At 69.2% G+C, this 20,336-nt stretch carries 21 protein-coding genes; 5 read left to right on the forward strand and 16 right to left on the reverse strand.

Going from position 1 to position 20,336, the window contains the following annotated elements; genetic code table 11:
- Nucleotides 1–114: 114 nt before the first annotated feature.
- From GH664_RS05150 to GH664_RS05160, 3 genes are read left to right on the forward strand one after another with little or no spacing between them, the layout of a single operon-like run.
- Nucleotides 115–1,641, forward strand: coding sequence for a cryptochrome/deoxyribodipyrimidine photo-lyase family protein (locus GH664_RS05150; RefSeq protein ID WP_153167057.1), 1,527 nt, complete (start codon nucleotides 115–117; stop codon nucleotides 1,639–1,641).
- Complete coding sequence (locus tag GH664_RS05155) at nucleotides 1,642–1,791, forward strand: DUF2256 domain-containing protein (protein ID WP_153167058.1); 150 nt, start codon at nucleotides 1,642–1,644, stop codon at nucleotides 1,789–1,791.
- Nucleotides 1,788–3,320, forward strand: a complete 1,533-nt coding sequence (locus tag GH664_RS05160; RefSeq protein WP_153167059.1) for a cryptochrome/photolyase family protein — start codon at nucleotides 1,788–1,790, stop codon at nucleotides 3,318–3,320. Before GH664_RS05155 ends, GH664_RS05160 begins: the two co-directional genes overlap by 4 nt.
- Nucleotides 3,321–3,433: 113 nt before the next feature.
- On the opposite strand, the gene ahpF is transcribed toward GH664_RS05160, so the two are convergent.
- The 14 genes from ahpF to GH664_RS05230 form a co-directional block, all read right to left on the reverse strand.
- Entirely contained in the window at nucleotides 3,434–5,002 is a 1,569-nt protein-coding gene (gene ahpF, locus GH664_RS05165) for an alkyl hydroperoxide reductase subunit F (RefSeq protein WP_153167060.1), read from the reverse strand.
- A 114-nt stretch (nucleotides 5,003–5,116) separates the two neighbouring features.
- The gene (gene ahpC / locus GH664_RS05170; protein WP_153167061.1) at nucleotides 5,117–5,680 is read right to left on the reverse strand and encodes an alkyl hydroperoxide reductase subunit C; all 564 of its coding nucleotides are present in this window, start codon (nucleotides 5,678–5,680) and stop codon (nucleotides 5,117–5,119) included.
- Nucleotides 5,681–5,785: 105 nt separating this feature from the next.
- Nucleotides 5,786–6,646, reverse strand: coding sequence for a putative RNA methyltransferase (locus tag GH664_RS05175; protein WP_153167176.1), 861 nt, complete (start codon nucleotides 6,644–6,646; stop codon nucleotides 5,786–5,788).
- 241 nt (nucleotides 6,647–6,887) lie between these two features.
- A complete protein-coding gene (locus tag GH664_RS05180) occupies nucleotides 6,888–7,400 on the reverse strand; it encodes a nuclear transport factor 2 family protein (protein WP_153167062.1) in 513 nt (170 codons plus the stop codon).
- The gene (locus GH664_RS05185; protein ID WP_153167063.1) at nucleotides 7,397–8,185 is read right to left on the reverse strand and encodes an SDR family NAD(P)-dependent oxidoreductase; all 789 of its coding nucleotides are present in this window, start codon (nucleotides 8,183–8,185) and stop codon (nucleotides 7,397–7,399) included. The genes GH664_RS05180 and GH664_RS05185 overlap by 4 nt, the downstream gene beginning before the upstream one ends.
- Nucleotides 8,185–8,727, reverse strand: coding sequence for a DUF3833 domain-containing protein (locus GH664_RS05190; RefSeq protein ID WP_153167177.1), 543 nt, complete (start codon nucleotides 8,725–8,727; stop codon nucleotides 8,185–8,187). The genes GH664_RS05185 and GH664_RS05190 overlap by 1 nt, the downstream gene beginning before the upstream one ends.
- Nucleotides 8,727–10,046, reverse strand: coding sequence for an MFS transporter (locus tag GH664_RS05195; RefSeq protein WP_153167064.1), 1,320 nt, complete (start codon nucleotides 10,044–10,046; stop codon nucleotides 8,727–8,729). The genes GH664_RS05190 and GH664_RS05195 overlap by 1 nt, the downstream gene beginning before the upstream one ends.
- Nucleotides 10,043–10,597, reverse strand: a complete 555-nt coding sequence (locus GH664_RS05200; RefSeq protein ID WP_153167065.1) for a chalcone isomerase family protein — start codon at nucleotides 10,595–10,597, stop codon at nucleotides 10,043–10,045. The genes GH664_RS05195 and GH664_RS05200 overlap by 4 nt, the downstream gene beginning before the upstream one ends.
- Complete coding sequence (locus GH664_RS05205; protein ID WP_153167066.1) at nucleotides 10,594–11,844, reverse strand: cyclopropane-fatty-acyl-phospholipid synthase family protein; 1,251 nt, start codon at nucleotides 11,842–11,844, stop codon at nucleotides 10,594–10,596. The genes GH664_RS05200 and GH664_RS05205 overlap by 4 nt, the downstream gene beginning before the upstream one ends.
- Nucleotides 11,844–12,647 carry a DUF1365 domain-containing protein gene (locus GH664_RS05210; RefSeq protein ID WP_153167178.1) on the reverse strand — a complete coding sequence of 268 codons (804 nt, stop codon included), beginning with the start codon at nucleotides 12,645–12,647 and terminating at the stop codon, nucleotides 11,844–11,846. Before GH664_RS05210 ends, GH664_RS05205 begins: the two co-directional genes overlap by 1 nt.
- The gene (locus GH664_RS05215; RefSeq protein WP_153167067.1) at nucleotides 12,647–14,017 is read right to left on the reverse strand and encodes an NAD(P)/FAD-dependent oxidoreductase; all 1,371 of its coding nucleotides are present in this window, start codon (nucleotides 14,015–14,017) and stop codon (nucleotides 12,647–12,649) included. Before GH664_RS05215 ends, GH664_RS05210 begins: the two co-directional genes overlap by 1 nt.
- Nucleotides 14,014–14,856: a GTP cyclohydrolase FolE2 gene (folE2, locus tag GH664_RS05220; RefSeq protein WP_153167068.1), complete on the reverse strand. Its 843-nt coding sequence runs from the start codon at nucleotides 14,854–14,856 to the stop codon at nucleotides 14,014–14,016. The genes GH664_RS05215 and folE2 overlap by 4 nt, the downstream gene beginning before the upstream one ends.
- Nucleotides 14,857–14,938: 82 nt before the next feature.
- Complete coding sequence (locus GH664_RS05225; protein ID WP_153167069.1) at nucleotides 14,939–15,529, reverse strand: glutathione peroxidase; 591 nt, start codon at nucleotides 15,527–15,529, stop codon at nucleotides 14,939–14,941.
- Complete coding sequence (locus GH664_RS05230; RefSeq protein WP_153167070.1) at nucleotides 15,526–15,765, reverse strand: hypothetical protein; 240 nt, start codon at nucleotides 15,763–15,765, stop codon at nucleotides 15,526–15,528. Before GH664_RS05230 ends, GH664_RS05225 begins: the two co-directional genes overlap by 4 nt.
- Before the next feature lie 94 nt (nucleotides 15,766–15,859).
- On the opposite strand from GH664_RS05230, the gene GH664_RS05235 reads away from it, so the two are divergent.
- Complete coding sequence (locus GH664_RS05235) at nucleotides 15,860–16,783, forward strand: MerR family transcriptional regulator (protein WP_153167071.1); 924 nt, start codon at nucleotides 15,860–15,862, stop codon at nucleotides 16,781–16,783.
- 435 nt (nucleotides 16,784–17,218) lie between these two features.
- On the opposite strand, the gene GH664_RS05240 is transcribed toward GH664_RS05235, so the two are convergent.
- Entirely contained in the window at nucleotides 17,219–17,440 is a 222-nt protein-coding gene (locus GH664_RS05240; protein WP_153167072.1) for a hypothetical protein, read from the reverse strand.
- Between the two features lie 126 nt (nucleotides 17,441–17,566).
- On the opposite strand from GH664_RS05240, the gene GH664_RS05245 reads away from it, so the two are divergent.
- On the forward strand, nucleotides 17,567–18,478 hold the full coding sequence (locus GH664_RS05245) for a LysR family transcriptional regulator (protein ID WP_153167073.1): 912 nt from the start codon (nucleotides 17,567–17,569) through the stop codon (nucleotides 18,476–18,478).
- A gap of 15 nt (nucleotides 18,479–18,493) precedes the next feature.
- Here GH664_RS05245 and ftsH read toward each other — a convergent pair whose 3' ends face one another.
- Entirely contained in the window at nucleotides 18,494–20,329 is a 1,836-nt protein-coding gene (gene ftsH, locus GH664_RS05250) for an ATP-dependent zinc metalloprotease FtsH (RefSeq protein WP_153167074.1), read from the reverse strand.
- Nucleotides 20,330–20,336: the final 7 nt, after the last annotated feature.

Below are 20,336 nucleotides of genomic sequence, written 5' to 3' on the forward strand. Positions count from 1 at the left end.
CAATGACCCTATTTGTCCACTATTTGTCCAGGACAAATAGGGTCGGACAGGCTATCATCCGATCGAAGGGGATCTCCTTGTGCCCCGCCACGCCGCCTCCCTCGTCGATCGGACATGAGCTACCAAGTCGTCTGGTTCAAGCGCGACCTGCGCCTGCACGACCACGCCGCGCTCGCGCAGGCCGCGGCGCGCGGCCCGGTGCTGTGCCTGTACATCGTCGAGCCCAGCCTGTGGGCGCAGCCGGACGCGGCCTGCCAGCACTACCGCTTCGTGATCGAGAGCCTGCGCGAGCTCTACGTCGCCCTGCGCCAGCATGGCGGACGGCTGCACGTCGTCACCGGCGAGGCGGTCGCGGTGCTCGACCGCCTGCACGCGCTGGCGCCTTTCGATGCGCTGCATTCGCACGAGGAAACCGGCAACGGCGCCAGCTACGCGCGCGACCGCGCGGTGGCGGACTGGTGCCGGGCCCATCGCGTCGCCTGGCACGAGTACCCGCAGTTCGGCGTGGTGCGCCGCCTGCGCGACCGCGACACCTGGCAGGAGCGCTGGGAAGCGCATGTCGCCGCCGCCCAGCATGTCTTGCCCACGCACATCGGCTTCGCTTCGCTGCCCTGGACCGAACCGCCGCCGCCAAGCGTCGCCGGACTGGGTCTCACCGAAGACGATCCGCCGCGTCGCCAGCAAGGCGGGCGCAGCGCCGCGGTCGACGTACTGCACAGCTTCCTGTCCGAGCGCGGCGGCCAGTACCGCGGCGGCATCTCGTCGCCGCTGTCGGCGCCCAGCGCCTGCTCGCGGCTGTCGCCCTACCTCGCCTGGGGCTGCCTGAGCCTGCGCGAGGTGGTGCAGGCCACGCGAACCATGATCGACGCGCTGCCGCCCGCTGACGAGCGCCGCCGCAAGGGCCTCGCCGCCTTCCTCAGCCGGCTGTACTGGCACTGCCATTTCATCCAGAAGCTGGAGAGCGAACCGGAGCTGGAGTTCCGCAACCTGCACCGCGGCTACGACGGCCTGCGCGAGCCGGACTGGAACCCGGCGCATTTCGACGCGCTGTTGGCCGGACGCACCGGCTGGCCCTTGGTCGATGCCTGCGTGGCGATGCTGCGCGACACCGGCTGGCTGAACTTCCGCATGCGCGCGATGCTGGTGTCGGTGGCCGCCTATCCGCTGTGGCTGCACTGGCGCCCGGTCGGCGAATGGCTGGCGCGCCAGTTCCTCGACTACGAGCCGGGCATCCACTGGAGCCAGATGCAGATGCAGTCCGGCACCACCGGCATCAACACCACCCGCGTCTACAACCCGGTGAAGCAGGCGCGCGACCACGACCCGCAGGGCCGGTTCGTGCGCCGCTGGCTGCCGGCGATGCGCCGTGTGCCCGACGCCTGGCTGTTCGAGCCGTGGCGCATGCCGACCGACATCCAGCAGCGCTGCGGCGTGCGCGTGGGCGAGGACATCGCCGCGCCGCTCGTCGATCTGGAAGACGCCACCCGCGCCGCCAAGGCCCGCGTGCATGCGCTGCGCGCCCAGCCCGACGTGCGCGCCGCCAAGGCGGCGATCGTCAAGAAACACGGCTCGCGCAAGCGCCCGGAGGCGCGGCGCCCCCGCCGCGCGGGCACCGACCGTCAGCTCAGCCTGGAGTGGTGAATGGGCATGCGCCGCAAAGCCGACCTGCCGACCAGGACCTGTGCCCACTGCGGGCGCCCCTTCGCCTGGCGCAAGAAATGGGCGCGCGACTGGGAACAGGTGAAGTGGTGCTCGGAGCGCTGCCGCCGCAGTGCCAGGAGCACCGCATGAGCACCTGCCTGCGGCTGATCCTCGGCGACCAGCTCGACCCGCGCCACTCGTGGTTCGACAGCCGGCGCGACGACGTCGTCTACCTGATGATGGAGGTGCGTCAGGAAACCGACTACGTGCTGCACCACGCGCAGAAGATCCTCGCCATCTTCGCCGCCATGCGCGATTTCGCGCGGCAGTTGCGCGCGGCCGGCCACCGCGTGCATTACCTCACCATCGACGACGCGGAAAACCGCCAGTCGCTGTCCGCCAACCTCGACGCGGCGATCGTCGCCCACCGTGCCACCGCCTTCGAATGGCAGTCGCCCGACGAGTGGCGGCTGGACGCGCAGCTCGCCGACTACGCCCGCCGGCTCGCGATCCCGGCGCAGGCGGTCGACAGCGAGCACTTCTACACCGCGCGCGACGAGGCCGCGCGGCTGTTCGAAGGTCGCAAGCAATGGCTGATGGAGCGCTTCTACCGCCACATGCGCCGGCGCCACGGGGTGCTGATGGATGCTGCCGGCAAGCCGGCCGGCGGGCAGTGGAACTTCGACCACGACAACCGCAAGCCCTGGCCGGGCATCCCCTACGTGCCCGCCGACCCGCGTGTCCGGCACGACCATTCCGCGCTGTGGCAGACCATCGTCGCCGCCGGCGTGCCCAGCTTCGGCGATCCCGACGCCGACCGCCTGGCCTGGCCGCTGAACCGCGACGAGGCGCTGGCCCAGCTCGACGCCTTCATCGCCGAGGCCCTGCCGCACTTCGGCGACTTCCAGGACGCGATGAGCCTGCGCAGCACGCGGCTGTTCCACTCGCTGCTGTCCTTCGCGCTCAACGTCAAGATGCTGAACCCGCGCGAAGTGGTGGCGAAGGCGGAAGTGGCCTGGCGCGACGGTCGCGTGCCGCTCGCCGCGGCCGAAGGCTTCATCCGCCAGATCCTGGGCTGGCGCGAATACGTGCGCGGCGTGTATTGGGCGCACATGCCCGGCTACGTGGAGCACAACGCCCTGGGCCACGACGCGCCGCTGCCGGCCTGGTTCTGGAGCGGACAGACGCGCATGCGCTGCCTCGCGCACTCGATCGGCCAGTCGCTGGAGCAGGCCTACGCGCACCACATCCAGCGCCTGATGGTGATCGGCAACTTCGCGCTGCTGGCCGGCCTGTCGCCGCAGGCGGTGCATCGCTGGTACCTCGGCGTCTACATCGACGCCTTCGAATGGGTGGAGCTGCCCAACACGCTGGGCATGAGCCAGTACGCCGACGGCGGCCTGCTCGCCACCAAGCCCTATGTGTCGAGCGCCGCCTACATCGACCGCATGGGCGACTACTGCAAGGGCTGCCACTACGACAAGAAGGCGCGCACCGGCGCACGCGCCTGCCCGTTCAATGCGCTGTACTGGGACTTCTTCGCCCGCCACGAGGCTCGGCTGCAAGGCAACCAGCGCCTTGGGATGGTTTTCCGCCAACTGGCAAAAATGGACGCGGCGACGCTAGAAGCAACGCGCGCCCAGGCGGCAAGCCTGCGCGCGCGTCTGGACGAACTCTAGCCCGGCAACAGCCGCGTCGCAGGACGCGCCCGGAGCCTTGCCGTAGGAGCGCGCTTGACCGCGATCGATGCCCTCGGGGTCGCGGTCAAGCCCGCTCCTGCCGGTCGCCGGGATTACGCCGGCGCCGACGTGCGGATCAGGTGATCGAAGGCCGACAGCGCCGCCTTCGAGCCCTCGCCCATGGCGATGATGATCTGCTTGTACGGCACCGTGGTGCAGTCGCCTGCGGCGAACACGCCCGGCACCGAGGTCTGCCCCTTCGCATCGACGATGATCTCGCCGAAGCGGGTCAGCTCCAGCGTGCCCTTGAGGAAGTCGGTGTTGGGCAGCAGGCCGATCTGCACGAAGATGCCTTCGAGCTCGAGGCGGTGCACCTCGTCCGTCCTGCGGTCCTTGTACACCAGGCCGTTGACCTTGTCCGTGCCGGTCACTTCAGTGGTCTGCGCGCTCTTGATCACGGTGACGTTGGGCAGGCTGTAGAGCTTGCGCTGCAGCACCGCGTCGGCGCGCAGCTCGTCGGCGAATTCGAGCAGCGTGACGTGGGCGACGAGGCCGGCGAGGTCGATCGCCGCTTCCACGCCGGAGTTGCCGCCGCCGATCACCGCCACGCGCTTGCCCTTGAACAGCGGGCCGTCGCAGTGCGGGCAGTAGGCCACGCCCTTGCCGCGGAATTCCTGCTCGCCGGGCACGTTCATCTCGCGCCAGCGCGCGCCGGTGGCGACGATCACCGTCTTTGCCTTGAGCGCGGCGCCGTTCTCGAGCTGCACTTCGGCAAGCTGGCTGCCGTCTTCGCTGCCGGGCACGACCTTGGCCGCGCGCTGCAGGTTCATCACGTCGACTTCGTACTGCTTGACGTGTTCTTCCAGCGCCATCACCAGCTTCGGGCCTTCGGTTTCCTTCACCGAGATGAAGTTCTCGATGCCCAGCGTGTCCATCACCTGGCCGCCGAAGCGCTCGGCGACGATGCCGGTGCGGATGCCCTTGCGCGCGGCGTAGATCGCCGCCGCCGCGCCGGCCGGGCCGCCGCCGACGATGAGCACGTCGAACGGGTCCTTGGCCGAGAGCTTCCTGGCGTCACGCGCCGCAGCGCCGGTGTCGATTTTCGCCAGGATCTCGCCCAGCTCCATGCGGCCCTGGCCGAAATGTTCGCCGTTCAGGAAGATCGTCGGCACGGCCATGATCTTGCGGGCGTCGACTTCTTCCTGGAACAGCGCGCCGTCGATCATCGTGTGGCGCACGTTGGGGTTGATGACCGCCATCAGGTTGAGTGCCTGCACCACTTCCGGGCAGTTGTGGCAGGACAGCGAGATGTAGGTCTCGAAGCGGAATTCGCCTTCGAGGTTGCGGATCTGCTCGATCACGTCCGCCTCCGCCTTGGGCGGATGGCCGCCGGCCTGCAGCAGCGCGAGGATCAGCGAGGTGAATTCGTGCCCCATCGGCAGGCCGGCGAAGCGGATGCCCATGTCGGCACCCTTGCGGCTCACCGAGAACGAGGGCTTGCGCTCGCCGTCGTCGCGGCGCTCGACGAGCGTGATCTTGTCGGTGAGGCCGACGATGTCGGCGAGCAGGGCCTGCATTTCACGCGACTTCTCGCCCTCGTCCAGCGACGCGACGATCTCGATCGGCTGCGTGACCTTCTCCAGATAGGCTTTCAGTTGGGTCTTGATGTTGGCGTCGAGCATGGCGTTCTCCTCAAGTGGATGCCGGGAAATTCATCGCCAAGCGCGCCCGGGGCGGGTGCGCTTGACGCTGGATTCCACCCGGGCGGGTGGAGGTACAGCGTTACCTGCCGGCGATCAGATCTTGCCGACCAGATCCAGCGACGGCTTCAGCGTCTCGGCGCCTTCGGTCCATTTCGCCGGGCACACTTCGCCAGGATGCGCCGCGATGTACTGCGCGGCCTTGACCTTGCGCAGCAGTTCGGCAGCGTCGCGACCGATGCCCAGGTCGTGGATCTCGGCAACCTTGATCCTGCCTTCAGGATCGACGACGAAAGTGCCGCGCAGCGCCAGGCCTTCTTCCTCGATCAGCACGTCGAAGTTGCGGCTGATGGCATGGGTCGGGTCGCCGATCATCGGGTAGCGGATCTTCTTGATCGTGTCCGAGGCATCGTGCCAGGCCTTGTGGGTGAAGTGGGTGTCGGTGGATACCGAATACACCTCGACGCCCAGCGCCTTGTAGTCGGCGTACAGATCGGCCATGTCGCCCAGTTCGGTCGGGCACACGAAGGTGAAGTCCGCCGGGTAGAAGAAGAACACCGACCACTTGCCCTTGATGGTCTCGTCGGACACCGGGATGAACTTGCCTTCGTGGTAGGCAGTGGCCTGGAAGGGCTTGACGGTGCTGTTGATGATCGCCATTCGATTCGCTCCTGTGTTTGCGGGTGGTGAGAAGACGAGATGCATCTTAGGCCGCCGCAATCAATAGCTCCAATTGATTAATAACATGTTCGCAATGCGATAAATCTATTTATCAACAGCCGTCCGCAGGAACCCGCCGAGCCGCACCTCCACCGTCACGTCCAGCGCGCTCAGCGCCGCGGCCCGCGCACGGCCTTCGGCGGTGGCACGATGCAGGTGTGGCGTCATCGCCAGCAGGTCGGCGATCTGCGCCTGGTCGGCGAGATGCAGCGGAAAGCGCAGGGTTTCGCACGGAAGGCGCTCGAACCCCGGTGGCGGCCCCTCCACTGACGGGCGCTCCGGCTTCAGCGCGGGATAGATGATCTCGCGCAGCTCGCGCAGGTGGTCCGCTGCGGCATCGACCTGCAGCAGCAGCCCGCCCGGCTTCAGCACACGGGCAAATTCGGCATGCACGGGGAAGCCGAACATGCACAGCACGCAGTCCAGCGTCGCCGGCAACACCGGCAGGTTGGCATTGCTGCCCACCACCCAGCCCATGTCGCGGAACTGCTTCGCCGCCGACAGCACCGCCCACTTCGAGATGTCCAGCCCGAGCAGCGCCAGCGTGCCCTCGCCGGCGGACGCCGCCGCATCGGCGAGCTGGCGCAGGTAATAGCCCTCGCCGCAACCGGCATCGAGGCAGGCCGCCTTGGTGTCCGCGGGCAGGTGCTGCAGCACGGTGCGCGCCACCGCCGCGGCGATAGGCTGGTAGCAGCCCGCATTGAGGAAGCGCCGCCGCGCGGCGACCATCTCCTTGCTGTCGCCCGGGTCGCGCGAGCGCTTGTTCTGCACCGGCAGCAGATGGGTGTGGCCTTCGCGCGCGATGTCGAAGCTGTGGCCCGACGGGCAGCGCCACGCCGCAGCGCCGCGTTGCAAGGGCGCGCCATCGAGCGGACAGGCGAGGGACTGGAAGGGGACGATGTTCATGCGGGTGGCTGACGCGGGCGTCACCTGGGTCGAAAGGCTGCTGGATAGCAGGATCGGGCACGGATCGCAAACCCCGAGGCGTGCAACGTGGTAGGTGTGGCGGCGGGGGATGCGCGGAGCGGGCGAGGACTGTTCGAGTCCCGAGCGCAGCGAGGTCGAGTTCCGCAGCCCGACGGAGCGCATCCCCCGTCGCCACACCGGATTCGGCGCACCTTCCCCGGATCCCGTACCAAAGACCCGCTCACCCGCTCGACAGCCTGCGCCGCAGCCAGCGCATCAGCCCGCCGATGAGCGGCAGGCGGGCATACAACTCCTCGGCCGCGTCCCAGTAGTCGCGATGCAGCACCACCCGGCCGGCGGCGTCGAACTGCAGGTGGGTCACGCCGCGGATCACCGTGTCGCAGCCCGACAACCGCAGGTGGAAATCCCAGCCCAGCATCGCCTCCCGGCCCTGCACGATGCGGCTGGTGACGACGAAGCGCGGCGCCGCCACGGTGGCGAACATGTGCTCGAAGATGCGCGCGATCGCAACCGTGCCGACGACATCGTTGAACGGGTCCTTGAAGCGCGCGTCCGGGGCGTACAACTGGCCGATGCGCACCAGCGAGGCCGGCTGCAGCGTCTCGTAGAAGCGCGCCAGCTCGGCCACAGCGGCACTGCAATCGACCGGTCCGATCGGCGATATGAGTGATTGCTGGGCGGCGTCAGGGCACGCAGCAGCGCCGGCCGCGATGTCTTCACGCTGTCTCGTCATAGCCCGGTCACCTTGCGGATCAGCGGAAAGTACAGCCGGCGCGGCAGCAGGCTCAGCAGCTTCAGCACGCCGGTAAAGCGCTTCGGAAAGTGGATCTCGAACGCGCCGCGGCCGAAGCCGGCGACGATTGCGTCGGCGGCCTGCTCCGGCGTCAGCAGCGCCGGCATGTGGAAATCGTTCTGCGCCGTCAGCGGCGTGGCGACGAAGCCCGGATTGACGAGGAAGACCGACACGCCGTGCGGCGCCAGGTCCAGGTACAGCGTTTCGGCGAAGTTGATCAGCGCCGCCTTCGACGGGCCATACACCGCCGCCTTGGGCAGGCCGCCGTAGCCGGCGACGCTGCCCACCAGCGCGATCGCGCCGCCGCCCTGGGCGCTGAACATCGGCGCCAGCGCCGCCACGCCGTCCATCGCGCCGAAGAGGTTGGTCTGCAGCGTCTCGCGGATCGCCTGCGGTGTGAGCGCCCAGGCGCGCAGCGGGCGGTAGGTGCCGGCGTTGAGCACCACCAGGTCGAGCCGGCCCCAGCGCGCCAGCAGCGCGTCGCGCACGCGGGTGAAATCATCCGCCACGGTCACGTCCAGCGGCTCGGCCACCGCCGCCGCGCCGCAATCGGCTGCCACCGCGGCCAGTGCCTCGCGGCTGCGCGCCGACACCGCGACCCAGGCACCGCGCGCGGCGAGCGCGCGTGCCAACGCCGCGCCGATGCCGCTCGAGGCGCCGACGATCCACACCCGCAGGCCCTGCCAGTCGCGGATGGGGCGGTTCAGCGGCGCGAACAGCGGCATCACCCCTCCCGCTTGTAGAACGACAGCGTGACTTCGCCGAGGCGGAAGCCCCACTTGCTCATCACCGAGCGGTTCAGCATCACGCGCTGGTCCATCAGGAACATCCAGTCGTCGAAATCGACGTTGTAGACCTTGTCGCCGACCGGCAGCGCCAGCACGTAGCGCCAGCGCAGGGCATTGCCGACGGCCTCGCCCTGCGCCTCGCCGACGACGTCGTCCGCCGTGCCGCGATAGCGGCCGTCACCGAGACGGGTGATGGTCCACACCCGGCGCTGAGTGCTGCCGTCCGAATAGGTGAAGCGCTCGTCCAGCGTGCCGACCTCGCCCTGCCACTTCGCCTCGATGACGACGTGGAAGCGCTTCACCACCTCGCCCGAGCGGTCCTGGAAGATGCCGTGGGCGTCGAGCGTGCCGTTGAAATAGTCGCGCAGGTCCAGCACCGGCGTCTGGTTGCGGTATTTGTCGATATCCACCGTGGAACAGCCTCCGAGCAGCGCCAGCCCGGCCAGCAGGAACAGGTAACGCTTCAACACGCTTCCGATCACGATCGCACCTCCTTCAACGCGGTCACGGGCGACGCCTGCGCCGCCGGTTCGAGTTCCTGCCGCCACCGCCACAGCAGCGCCACCGCGCCCAGCTTCAACACCACCGGCAGCCCGGCGTAGACGGCGGCGAGGCCAGCAAGCGCCTCCGTGTCGCGGGCACCGGGCGTGTAGCCGAGCAGCGCCAGCAGCGGCAAGGCCAGGCCGGCCGCCAGCGCCAGGTTGGCCTTGGTGACGAAGCTCCACCAGCCGAAGCAGGCGCCGGCGCGCGCGCCACCGGGGCGCTGATCTTCAGCACGGGCGAGCAGGTCGGCCAGCAGCGACGGTGGCAGCGACAGGTCGGCCCCCAGCGCGATGCCCGACAGCACGCAGATCAGGCCATAGGCGAACAGATCGCCGCGGCCGAGCACGCCTGCCCAGGCGAACACGACGATCGCCAGCGCCATGCCGGCGAGCCACGCCCGCCGCTTGCCGATGCGGCGCGACACCGCGACCCACAGCGGCAGGCTGGCCGCCGCGGCAACGAAATACAGCACCAGGAAAGCCCCCGCCGCGCGCTCGTCGGCCTGCAGCACGTCGGCCACGTAGAACAGCACGGTGGCCGACGGCACCGCGGCGGCGATGCCGTTCACCGCGAACACCGCCAGCAGGCGAGCAAAGCCGGCATCGCGCAGAGCGTCGGACAGCCCGCGCAGCAGCGGCAGCGCCTGCGCACGGGGTGGCGGAGCAATGGGCGCGCAGATCAAGGTCCACGCCGCGCACGCCAGCAGCAGCGGCACGAAGATCCACACCAGCCGCGCCAGGCCGCCGGCTTCGCCATCGTCGCCGGCGAGCACCCCTGGCAGGGCTGCCGCGAGCACCACGCCGGCCAGGCCGAAACCCTCGCGGCTGGCGACGAAGCGGGTGCGCAGCTCGGGCGTCGGCGCCACCTCGGCGCCCCAGGCGCCGTAGACGATGGTCGCCACCGAGTAGGCCAGCGACACCAGCACCAGCATGCCCAGCAACCAGGCCGCGCCGGCCCCCGCGGGCGGCGCGAGCAAGGCAGGCAGCGACAGGCCCAGCAGCAGCGCGGCCGCCAGCAAGCAGCTGCGTCGTGCGGCGATGCGGTCCGCCGCCCAGCCGATCAGCGGATCGGTGATCGCATCGACGATGCGCGCCGCGAGCAACACCCCGCCCACGAGGGCCAGCGGCAGGCCCAGCTCGCCGGCGTAAAGGCGCGGCACATGCACGTACAGCGGCAGGGCGGCGAAGGCGAGCGGCAGACCGAACGCACCGTAGGCGATGATCTCGCGGCGCCCGAGTGATGCGACGCGGCTCATGGCGTGTCCGCCCGCCCAAGCAGGCGGGCGCGCAGCTCCGGCTCACGTGTGCGCTGGTCCAGCCAGATGGCGAAGAAGGCGCGGGCGAGTTCGGCGTCGTCGATGCGGGCGGTGAGCCGGCCCTGGTGCCAGAAGCTGGCGCCGCGCCCCGGCCGGTGCAGGCCGACCAGCGTGTCGCCCGCCGCCACCGACGGCAGCGCCTGCTGCAGCAAGCTGCGCCAGCGCGCCAGCTTCGCCTCGTCGCGCTCGCCGAGGCGGCGCATCTCGTCCAGGCTGGCCTCGACCAGCCGCTCGGCGGCAATCGCCCGCGCGTAGCGAATCGCCAGCGCATGGTCGGCATCGTCCGGGGCGCGCCCGGGCTCGACCCACAGCGCGGCGTCGTACAGCTTGAACCCGAGCCAGCGCATCTCGCCTTCTCCGGCCAGCTCCATCGGGCCGGCCGCCGCGGCCACCGCCGGCGGCAATGTGCGCGCAGCGGACGCACCCGGCAGCGCGAGGACGCCGACGAACAGTGCGACGGCAAGCACCCGGCCGAAGTGCCGCGCGATCATCCCGGCGCCCCCGCACCCGCGTGGGCGAACACGTAGTGATGCACGTCGATGTCGCCGGTGTTGAAGCCCGCCTCGCAATAGGCGAGGTAGAAGCGCCACATGCGCAGGAAGCGTTCGTCGAAGCCGAGCTGCCGCACCGCATCCATCCGTGCGTCGAAGCGCTCGTGCCAGCGTGCCAGCGTTCGCGCGTAATCCGGGCCGAAGGCGAAATCGTCCACCACCTGCAGGCCGGTGCGCGCCGCCTGGCGATGCACCACCGCCGGGCTGGGCAGCATGCCGCCGGGGAAGATGTGGCGCTGGATGAAATCGGTGCCGCGGCGGTAGCGCGCGAACAGGCCGTCGGCGATGGTGATGGCCTGCACCGCGCAGCGCCCGCCGGGTTTCAGCAGCGCGGCCAACTGGCCGAAGTAGGTCGGCCAGAAGCGCTCGCCGACCGCCTCGATCATCTCGATCGACACGATGTGGTCGTACTGGCCGCGCACGTCGCGGTAGTCGCACAGCTCGAAGTCCACCAGGCCGGCGTAGCCGCCGCGTTCGGCACGCGCCCGCGCATGGGCGAGCTGCGCCGGCGATAGCGTCAGGCCGAGCACGCGGCAACCGAACTCGGTGGCCGCGACTTCGGCGAAGCCGCCCCAGCCGCAGCCGATCTCGAGCACCGTCTGCCCCGACCGGGCGCCGAGCTGCGTCAGGATGCGGCGGTACTTGCGCAGTTGCGCCGCTTCCAGTGCCTCGTCAGGGGCGTCGAACAGCGCGGCCGAATAGGTCATCGTGCCGTCCAGCCACAGCGCGTAGAAGTCGTTGCCGAGGTCGTAGTGCGCCTCGATGTTGCGCCGCGCGCCCGCGCGCGTGTTGGCGCGCAGCAGATGGGTGAGGCGGTGGCCGAGCAGGCGGAACAGTCGGCCATGGATCGCCGCGTCCAGCGTGGCGCGGTTGCGCGACATCAGGGTGAGCAGACCGGCGAGGTCGTCGGTGTGCCACAGGTCGTCCATGTAGGCCTCGCCGAAACCGATGTCGCCGCGCGCCAGCACCTCATCGAAAACCGCGTGGTCGCGCACGCGCAGGTGGGCGACCAGCGCGCCATGGCCGGCGCGCACCTGGCGGCCGTCGGGCAGTTCGATGGCCAGCGCGCCGCCCTGCAGGCGGTCGAGCATTTCCAGGGCCAGCCGGGTGGCGCGCGGCAGGCGTTCGGCCACCAAGCTGGCGAGCGGCTGCAGCAACGGGCCGAGGGCGTTTTCCAGGGCGTTCATCAGGTGGTCTCCTCGATCGGGGGAGCAGGCTTGCGGTGAAAAGTCACCCGCCGCAGCGCGAGGCGCAGCGCCTGCCAGTGGATGCGGGCGATCACGCCCAAAGTCATCAGAGGGTGGCGCAGCAGCCATTTCGCCATCGCCCGCCCGTCCAGCGCTTCGGCGCGACCCGACAGCCGGGTGCCAAGCTGGCGCGCGCCGCCGTCCCAAAGGTCGATGTCCACCGCATGTACCGCGCCGCGCGAGTCGAAGCGGAAACGATATTCACCGCGCACCGGGAAGAAGGGCGACACGTGGAACAGTTTCTGCGCCACCAGTTCGTCTCCGGGCTGGATCGGGCGCAGGTCGGGGTGATGCACCAGGTAGTTGTGATGCTCGCCGAAGGTGTTGTTCACCTCGGCCAGCACCACCCGCAGCGCACCGCCGCGGTCGTGGCAGAACCAGAAGCTGACCGGGTTGAACACGTAGCCCAGCACGCGCGGCATGGCCTGCAGCACCACCTCGCCGTCGCAGACCCCGGCCAGCCCGCGCTCCGCCAGAATGGCGCGCAGCCAGGGCAGCAACGGCGAGCCGTCGCGCCGGCCATGGTCGCGGTTGTGGAAGGCGAACAGGTTGAAGCGGTCGATGCCCAGCAGCGGCACCCGCAGCTCGTCGAGGCGCGACAGGGGCAGGCGCAGGAAGGCGGTCGGATAGACGAAGCGGTTGTGCGCCTGCACGTGGCGCTCGTGCATCACCGCGCCGAAGCACGCTGCCGGCGCGAACGCATCCAGCGCGACACGGCTCGCGGGCGCCGGGCGCGGCTTCATCATGCCGCCTCGCGCAGCGCTTCGTGCCGCGCCGCAGGCATGGCCGCAGCCGTCGCGTCGCGGCCGTCCCGCCACGGGATGTCCACGCCCAGGCGTTCGGCGATCGCGACCGCCGAACGCAGGCCGTCCTCATGGAAGCCGTAGCCCGTCCACGCGCCGGCGAACCAGCTTCGGCGCACGCCCTGGAGCTGCGGCAGCGCGGCCTGGGCGTCGATCGCAGCCTGGTCGAACACCGGGTGGGCGTACTCGATGCGGCGGATGAGCTTGTCCGCCGCGGGCTCGGCGAAGGGGTTCAACGACACGATCACCGGCGTGTCGAAAGGCAGCGGCTGCAGGCGGTTGATCAGGTAGCTGACCGACACCGGCCGCTCGTCCGGCCGGCCGGCGCCGGCGAGATAGTTCCACGCCGACCACACCTTGCGGCGGCGCGGCAGCAGGGCGGCATCGGTGTGCAGCAGCGCGACGTTGGGCTGGTAGCGCACCGCACCGAGGATGCGGCGCTCGTCGGCGCTGGCGCCGTCGCCGAGAATGGCGAGCGTCTGGTCGCTGTGGCACGCGAACACGACCTCGTCGAAGAGCTCGGCCCCTTCGGGAGTGCGCAGCCACACGCCGTCGGCGCGGCGATCCACGCCCTGCACCGGCGTGGCGATGCGCACGTCGTCGAGCTGGCTGACGATGCGCCGCACGTAACTGCGGCCGCCACCTTCCACCGTCAGCCACTGCGGGCGGTCGAGGATCTGCAGCAGGCCGTGGTTGTGGCAGAAGCGCACGAAGGTGGCGAGCGGATAATCGAGCATCGTGCGCGTCGGGCACGACCAGATCGCCGCCGCCATGGGCAGCAGGTACCAGTCGCGGAAGGCCCTGCCGTAGCCGTGCCCGGCCAGGTAGGCGCCCAGGCTGGCATCCGGCGCGCTGCCTTGGGCCGCCATGCGAGTGGTGTCGCGGTTGAAGCGCAGGATGTCGCGCAGCATGCCGAGAAAGGCCGGGTGCAGCAGGTTGGAGCGCTGCGCGAACACGGTGCCGAGGTCGGAGCCGGCCCATTCGATGGCGGGGTCGGCCAGGCTGACGCCGAAGCTCATTTCGCTGGCGACCGACTTCACGCCGAGGTGCGCGAACAGGGCACACAGGTTGGGGTAGGTGCGGCGGTTGAACACCAGGAAGCCGGTGTCGACCGGGTGCGAGACGCCGCCGATCTCCACGTCTACCGTGTTGGTGTGGCCGCCGACGTAGCTGCCGGCCTCGAACAGCGTGACGCGATGGCGGCGCGACAGCAGCCAGGCCGCACCGAGGCCGGCGATGCCGCCACCGACGACGGCGATGCGACGCCCGCCTCCGCTGCCACCGGCGTGTTCGTGGTCGGTCAGCTTCATGATGCCTGTTCCGGCGCCGCGGTCTGCGAAGCGCTGTCGGGCCGGTTCACGCCCTCGATCAGCGCGTAGGCGGAGTGGTTGTGGATCGACTCGAAGTTCTCCGATTCGACCGTCCATGCCGCGATGCGGCTGTCGGCGCGCAGGCGCAGCGCGATGTCGCGCACCAGATCCTCGACGAACTTGGGATTGTCATAGGCGCGCTCGGTGACCCACTTCTCGTCGGGCCGCTTGAGCAGGCCGAACACCTCGCACGAGGCTTCTTCCTCGGCCATGCGCACGAGTTCGAGCAGGCTCATGTCGCCCGCCAGCCGCGTCGTCAGCGTGATGTGCGAGCGCTGGTTGTGCGCGCCATAGGCCGAGATCTTCTTCGAGCACGGGCACAGGCTGGTGACCGGCACCACCACTTTCAGCGTCGTCTGCGCACCGCCACCCTCGACCTGCTCGACGATCACCGTGGCGTCCATGTCGAGCAGGCTCTCGACGCCGGATACCGGCGCGCGCTTGCGCACGAACCACGGAAAGCGCGCCTCGACGCGGCCGCTGCGGGCCTCCAGGCGCCGCAGCATGGCGGAGAACAGGCTGCGCAAGCCGTCGAGGTTGAGCGCCTCGCGCTCGGCCTCGAGGATCTCGACGAAGCGCGACATGTGGGTGCCCTTCACTTCCGGCGGCAGGCCGACCGTCATCTCGATCGTCGCCACGGTGTGCTGCACATGGCCGTCACCGTCGCTCACGCTCAAGGGGTAACGCAGGCCGCGCACGCCGACGTGCTGGATCGCGAGCGCACGTGCGTCGTGGCTGGCCTGCACGTCGGGCAGGAAGAATTTTTCGGGTGCGTTCATTGACATCTCCTTGTCGGCCTCGGGGGCCGGGGTGCATCAGGGTCGGGGTGAGATCGGGGCGGGCTGCCCGTGGCCTCCGGATTCAGGGCCTTGCGCCGAGCAGCTTCTCGATGGTGCCGACCAGCAGCGGGCTCTCGGGCGACAACTGGCTGGGGAAGCTCGCCACCCTGGTGCCGCTGCGGTCGATCAGGTACTTGTGGAAATTCCATTGCGGCCGCTCGCCGGTCAGTTCGGCCAGCCGCGTGTAGAAGGGGTTGGCGCTGCGGCCCGACACCGTGCTGCGCGCGAACATCGGGAAGCGCACGCCGTAGGTGCTGCGGCAGAAATCGGCGATCTCCTTGTTGCTCCCAGGCTCCTGGTTGAAGTCGTTGGAGGGGAAGCCGATCACCACCAGGCCGCGCTCGCGGTACTTGTCGTAGAGTCGCTCGAGCCCGTCGTACTGCTGCGTGTAGCCGCAGTAGCTGGCGGTGTTCACCACCAGCAGCACCTTGCCGGCGTACTGGCACAGTGATTGCGGCTTCTCGTCCTGCAAGGCCGGGAAGCGCTGGTCGAGCAGCGCCGGGCACGCGGCCGGCCCCGCATCCTGTGCATGTGCGCTACCGGCGAACGCGACCGTCGTCAGCGCGACTGCGGAGAGCAGCGAGCGGATCTGCCGGGCCCGGGTCGCGCTCATTTGGACGACCTCGCAGACGGTTGCGCGACGAAGCCCTGGCGATGAAGGAAGAGCTTGGTCTGCAGGCTGGCATCCTCACCATTGTCCTGGACAAGGACCGTAACTCCGGCGGGCTCGCCGAGCGCCGCCGCGCTCTTGCCAGCCTCGGCCCGCCAGCTTGAAAACAGTCCCAGCCCGACTAACGAGGCGACCACCGCAGCAGACATCCGGCACGTGCTCAGTGACTTGGCGTTCATGATCATTGTCCTGGACAAAACGTGATTACGACTCTAAGGTAGGAGCTCAGGCTTGCGATGTCAAGCGCGATATCGAATAATTGTCCTGGACAATATGGAAACCCATCACACTCTGCCCGCTGCCCTCAACATCGCCGCCGTCGAGCGCGACACCGGCCTGTCAAAGGACACATTGCGCGTCTGGGAACGCCGCTATGGCTTCCCGGTACCGGAACGCGATGCCAACGGCGACCGCCTGTACCCTGTTGCACAAGTGGAAAAGCTGCGGCTGATCCGGCGCCTGATCGACCAGGGCAGGCGGCCCGCGAAGATCATCGGGGCGAGCACCGACGAGCTGCTCGCGCTGATTGCCGACACGCCGGATTCACGCGCCGCTGCGGCGACCGACCTTCCCTTGCTGCAATATGTGCGCCTGCACCGCAGCGCCGAGCTGGCGGCGGCGCTGCGCCAGGCATTGCTCAGGCAGGGGCTACAACGTTTTGCGGCGGAGACGGTGGCGCCGCTCAACGAAGCCATCGGCGAGGCCTGGATGCGCGGCGAAATTGATGTGCCGGAGGAGCACCTCTATACGGAGCAGGTCCAGAACGTGCTCCGCGGCGCCATTGGCGCCCACGTGGGCAGCGGCACGCGCCCGCGCGTGCTGCTCACCACCTTCCCGGATGAGGAGCATGTGCTCGGGCTGCTGATGGCGGAAGCGACGCTGGTGGCGGAAGGGGCGTGCTGCCTGTCGCTGGGCACCCGCACACCGCTGCCTGAGCTGCGCACGGCCGCCGTCGACGGCAGCTTCGATGTCGTGGGATTGTCGTTCAGCGCTGCCTACCCGGCACGGCAGGCGATCGATGACCTGTTGCAGTTGCGCGCCATGCTGCCGGCGTCGATCGCCATATGGGCAGGCGGCGGCGCGCTCCGCGGAAAACAGAAGCGCCTGCCCGGTATCCGTGTCATAGAAGGCCTGGAAGACACGATAGCGGCGCTGGGCGAGTGGCGCGCAGCACCGAGACATGACCTGAACGCCTGACCCGAACCAGCAACAGGATCAAGCGGCGACCCGCATCCGCCAGGTTCAATGTGGGGTCTGCCGTTCGCCCACGTCGCCCAACGTGGCCGCTCGAGCCTTTTCGAGCGCTCTTCCGCGAACGCGCCATCCCGGCTCGGAGAGTCGATGACCGGTGATCAGATTATGCTGGAAGCGCAATGCCACGATCATCATCGACAAGGAGATGTCGACCGCGGCGAACATCAGCATCGGCAAGGAGAAAGGTGGCATGGCGGAACCCCGCGATTGATCTCTGCGTTCATGCGCAGCGAACGTCCCGGATGTCTGCTCGAGCGCAACTGACAAAGAGACCGCCGGCGCGTCGCAAGGTTCAATCGTACGTCATCGTCGGCGCGGGCAGGGCGCCGTTGCCGGCATCGGCAACATCCGCCCCGCCCGCGCCGAGCGCGCGCGCCTTCACGCCACCATGGCATTTGCCGGCCGGGGCTTGCCGCCCGCCGCAGCGGCGAACTTTCGCACACGATGCGGGCGCTCACGGCCGCGCTCGGCATCGGCGACATGACGCGCGTGGGCACATGCGAGAGCTGCGACCATCGTCAGACGGTGCTCGCGGGCAATTCGCGCGACATCGGGCTCGGGGGCGTCGCAGAATGCGGTGCAGTCTTCCAGCGTGATCATTTCCGTCTCCTGTCGGCTTCTGCGGTCCGGGTGAAATCCCGGCCGGCAGGGGAACGTTAGGGCGCACCCGGCTTCCAAGGAAGCGAAGAAACCGGACGATCCGTTCCCATTTTCTGGGAGACTACGATGACCCCGAGCGATCTGAACTTCCGCCACCTGCTCTACTTCTGGGCCGTGGCCAAGGAAGGAAGCATCACCCGCGCGGCAGAACGCCTGAACCTGTCGGTGCAGACGGTCAGCACGCAGCTCGGCCTGCTCGAAAGCCAGCTCGGCCACACGCTGCTCGCGCCGCAAGGCCGCTCGCTGGTGCTGACCGACGCCGGACGGATCGCCCTCGCCCATGCAGAACAGATCTTCCAGCTCGGCGACAAGCTGCGTCATGCGCTCGCCGAGAGCCAAAATCCGCGGCCGCGGCTTGCAGTCGGGCTGACCGATACGGTGCCCAAGGTCGTCGCCTTCCGGCTGCTGCAAGGCGTGCTGCGGCCGCCGCTGGAGGTGCGGCTCGAGTGCAGCGAGGGGCATTTCGAGTACCTGCTGGGCGAATTGGCACTGAACCGGCTGGACCTGATGCTGGCCGACCAGCCGGCGCCGCAGCGCGCCAACCTCAAGCTGCAGTCGCAACTGCTGGGCGAGGCCGAGATCGAACTGTTTGGCGCCGCACCGCTGCGGGAACGCTATGCCGGCGATTTTCCTGCGCGCCTGAACGGCGCCCCGGTCCTGTTGCCCGCGCGCGGCAACCCGGTGCGCAACGCGCTGGACGCCTGGCTGGAGGCACGTAATCTGACGCCTCTGGTGCTGGGCGAATTCTCCGACAGCGCGCTGATGAAGACCTTCGGCCGCGCCGGGCTGGGTTTGTTTCCGGCGCCGTCGAACATGCGTGACGAGATCGCCGGACAGTACGACGCGTGGCCGGTCGGGACGGTGACCGGCGTGCGCCAGGGCTGGTTCGCGATCTCCGCCCAGCGCCGCATCCCGCACCCGGCACTGGCGGCGATTGCCGCGACCAGTGCGGACAGGCCGGACGACGGCGCCGGATGACGCCGCCGCCCGGTTTCAGGCAGCCAGCGGCTTGGGCGCGACGGCCTTGGCCGCGGCGCTGCGGATGCGCTCGAGTTCCACCTCGCCCAGGGTCTCGCGCTGCAGCAGTTCGGCCGCCGACTCCCGCAGCAGCGCCTCGCGTGCGCGCAACAGGGCCAGCGTTCGCCGGTAGCCGTCCTGCACGATGGCGCGCACCGCGAGGTCGATCTCGCGCGCGGTGGCCTCGCTGTAGCCCTTGTCGAACTGCGGCGCCGCCTGGCCGAGGAAGTTGCTCTGCTCCTTCTCGTACACCACGTGGCCCAGGTCGTCGTCCATGCCGTAGCGGGTGACGATGGCGCGCGCGATCTGCGACACGCGTTGCAGGTCGTCGGCCGCTCCGGTGGAGAAGTGGCCGTAGATGATCTCCTCCGCCGCGCGGCCGCCCAGCAGCACCATCATGCGGCGCTCGAGCTCGGCGCGCGTCATCAGGTAGCGCTCCTCGGTCGGGCGCTGGATGGTGTAACCGAGCGCCCCCACGCCACGCGGGATGATCGACACCTTGTGCACCGGATCGGAACCGGGCAGTGCCATCGCCGCGATGGCATGGCCCATCTCGTGGTGCGCCACCGTCTCGCGCTCGAGCGGCGTCAGCACGCGGCTGCGCTTTTCCAGACCGGCGACGATGCGCTCGATCGCCACCGTGAAGTCGGCCAGCGTCACCGCCTCTGCGTTGCGCCGCGTCGCCGCCAGCGCCGCCTCGTTGCACAGATTGGCGAGCTCGGCGCCGGTGAAGCCCGGCGTGAGGTCGGCGACCTTGCTGCGGTCGACGTCCTCGGCGAGGCGGATCTTCTGCATATGCACGTCGAGGATGGCGATGCGCCCGCTCTTGTCCGGGCGATCCACCACCACCTGGCGGTCGAAGCGGCCGGCACGCAGCAGCGCCGGGTCCAGCACCTCGGGGCGGTTGGTGGCGCCGAGCAGCACCAGCCCCTTGGCACCGTCGAAGCCGTCGAGCTCGACCAGCAACTGGTTCAGCGTCTGCTCCTTCTCGTCGTGGCCGCCCATCATGCCGCCCGCCGCGCGCGCACGGCCGAGCGCATCCAGCTCGTCGATGAAGATGATGGCCGGCGCCTTGGCGCGCGCCTGCTCGAACAGGTCGCGCACCCGCGCGGCACCGACACCGACGAACATCTCGACGAACTCCGAGCCGGAGATCGAGAAGAAGGGCACGCCGGCCTCGCCCGCTACCGCCTTGGCGAGCAGGGTCTTGCCGGTTCCCGGCGGGCCGACCAGCAGCACGCCCTTGGGCGCGCGGCCGCCGAGGCGGCCGAAGCGCTGCGGATCCTTCAGGAAGCCGACGATCTCCTTCAGCTCGTCCTTGGCCTCGTCGACCCCCGCCACGTCGGCGAAATTCACCTTCGTGTCGGTTTCCACATAGACCTTGGCCTTGCTCTTGCCGATGTTCATGAAGCCGCCGCCGCCCATCTTGCCGGCGAACTTGCGCATGGCGAAGATCCAGATGCCGACGAAGATCACCGCCGGCAGCACCCAGCCGATCAGATCGCTGAGGAAGGTGTTCTGCACCACGCCGGTGAACTTCACGTCGTACTGCGCCAGATCCTTCGCCAGCGCCGGATCGACCCGCGTCGTCACGAAGCGGGTCTTGCCGTCGACCGGCGCCTTGAAGCTGCCGTGGATCTGGTTGTCGGCGATGGCGATGTCCGCCACCTTGCCTTCCTGCACCAGGGTCTGGAACTCACTGTAGGGGATGGGCGCGGTGGTGCGCGCGCCCTGCAGCAGGTCGTTGATGAACACCATCGCCAGCAGCGCGAAGGCGAAGTACCAGACGGAAAACTGCGTCTTCTTTTGCATGGTCCTC

The organism is Thauera sp. 2A1 (assembly GCF_009469595.2).
Taxonomy (GTDB): Bacteria; Pseudomonadota; Gammaproteobacteria; order Burkholderiales; family Rhodocyclaceae; genus Thauera.

Excerpts from the sequence above, each read along its gene's own strand:
- GH664_RS05150 (WP_153167057.1), top strand. The coding sequence starts at position 115 with ATGAGCTACCAAGTCGTCTGGTTCAAGCGCGACCTGCGCCTGCACGAC.
- GH664_RS05155 (WP_153167058.1), top strand. The coding sequence starts at position 1,642 with ATGGGCATGCGCCGCAAAGCCGACCTGCCGACCAGGACCTGTGCCCAC.
- GH664_RS05160 (WP_153167059.1), top strand. The coding sequence starts at position 1,788 with ATGAGCACCTGCCTGCGGCTGATCCTCGGCGACCAGCTCGACCCGCGC.
- ahpF (WP_153167060.1), bottom strand. The coding sequence starts at position 5,002 with ATGCTCGACGCCAACATCAAGACCCAACTGAAAGCCTATCTGGAGAAG.
- ahpC (WP_153167061.1), bottom strand. The coding sequence starts at position 5,680 with ATGGCGATCATCAACAGCACCGTCAAGCCCTTCCAGGCCACTGCCTAC.
- GH664_RS05175 (WP_153167176.1), bottom strand. The coding sequence starts at position 6,646 with ATGAACATCGTCCCCTTCCAGTCCCTCGCCTGTCCGCTCGATGGCGCG.
- GH664_RS05180 (WP_153167062.1), bottom strand. The coding sequence starts at position 7,400 with ATGACGAGACAGCGTGAAGACATCGCGGCCGGCGCTGCTGCGTGCCCT.
- GH664_RS05185 (WP_153167063.1), bottom strand. The coding sequence starts at position 8,185 with ATGCCGCTGTTCGCGCCGCTGAACCGCCCCATCCGCGACTGGCAGGGC.
- GH664_RS05195 (WP_153167064.1), bottom strand. The coding sequence starts at position 10,046 with ATGAGCCGCGTCGCATCACTCGGGCGCCGCGAGATCATCGCCTACGGT.
- GH664_RS05200 (WP_153167065.1), bottom strand. The coding sequence starts at position 10,597 with ATGATCGCGCGGCACTTCGGCCGGGTGCTTGCCGTCGCACTGTTCGTC.
- GH664_RS05205 (WP_153167066.1), bottom strand. The coding sequence starts at position 11,844 with ATGAACGCCCTGGAAAACGCCCTCGGCCCGTTGCTGCAGCCGCTCGCC.
- GH664_RS05210 (WP_153167178.1), bottom strand. The coding sequence starts at position 12,647 with ATGAAGCCGCGCCCGGCGCCCGCGAGCCGTGTCGCGCTGGATGCGTTC.
- GH664_RS05215 (WP_153167067.1), bottom strand. The coding sequence starts at position 14,017 with ATGAAGCTGACCGACCACGAACACGCCGGTGGCAGCGGAGGCGGGCGT.
- folE2 (WP_153167068.1), bottom strand. The coding sequence starts at position 14,856 with ATGAACGCACCCGAAAAATTCTTCCTGCCCGACGTGCAGGCCAGCCAC.
- GH664_RS05225 (WP_153167069.1), bottom strand. The coding sequence starts at position 15,529 with ATGAGCGCGACCCGGGCCCGGCAGATCCGCTCGCTGCTCTCCGCAGTC.
- GH664_RS05230 (WP_153167070.1), bottom strand. The coding sequence starts at position 15,765 with ATGAACGCCAAGTCACTGAGCACGTGCCGGATGTCTGCTGCGGTGGTC.
- GH664_RS05235 (WP_153167071.1), top strand. The coding sequence starts at position 15,860 with ATGGAAACCCATCACACTCTGCCCGCTGCCCTCAACATCGCCGCCGTC.
- GH664_RS05240 (WP_153167072.1), bottom strand. The coding sequence starts at position 17,440 with ATGATCACGCTGGAAGACTGCACCGCATTCTGCGACGCCCCCGAGCCC.
- GH664_RS05245 (WP_153167073.1), top strand. The coding sequence starts at position 17,567 with ATGACCCCGAGCGATCTGAACTTCCGCCACCTGCTCTACTTCTGGGCC.
- ftsH (WP_153167074.1), bottom strand. The coding sequence starts at position 20,329 with ATGCAAAAGAAGACGCAGTTTTCCGTCTGGTACTTCGCCTTCGCGCTG.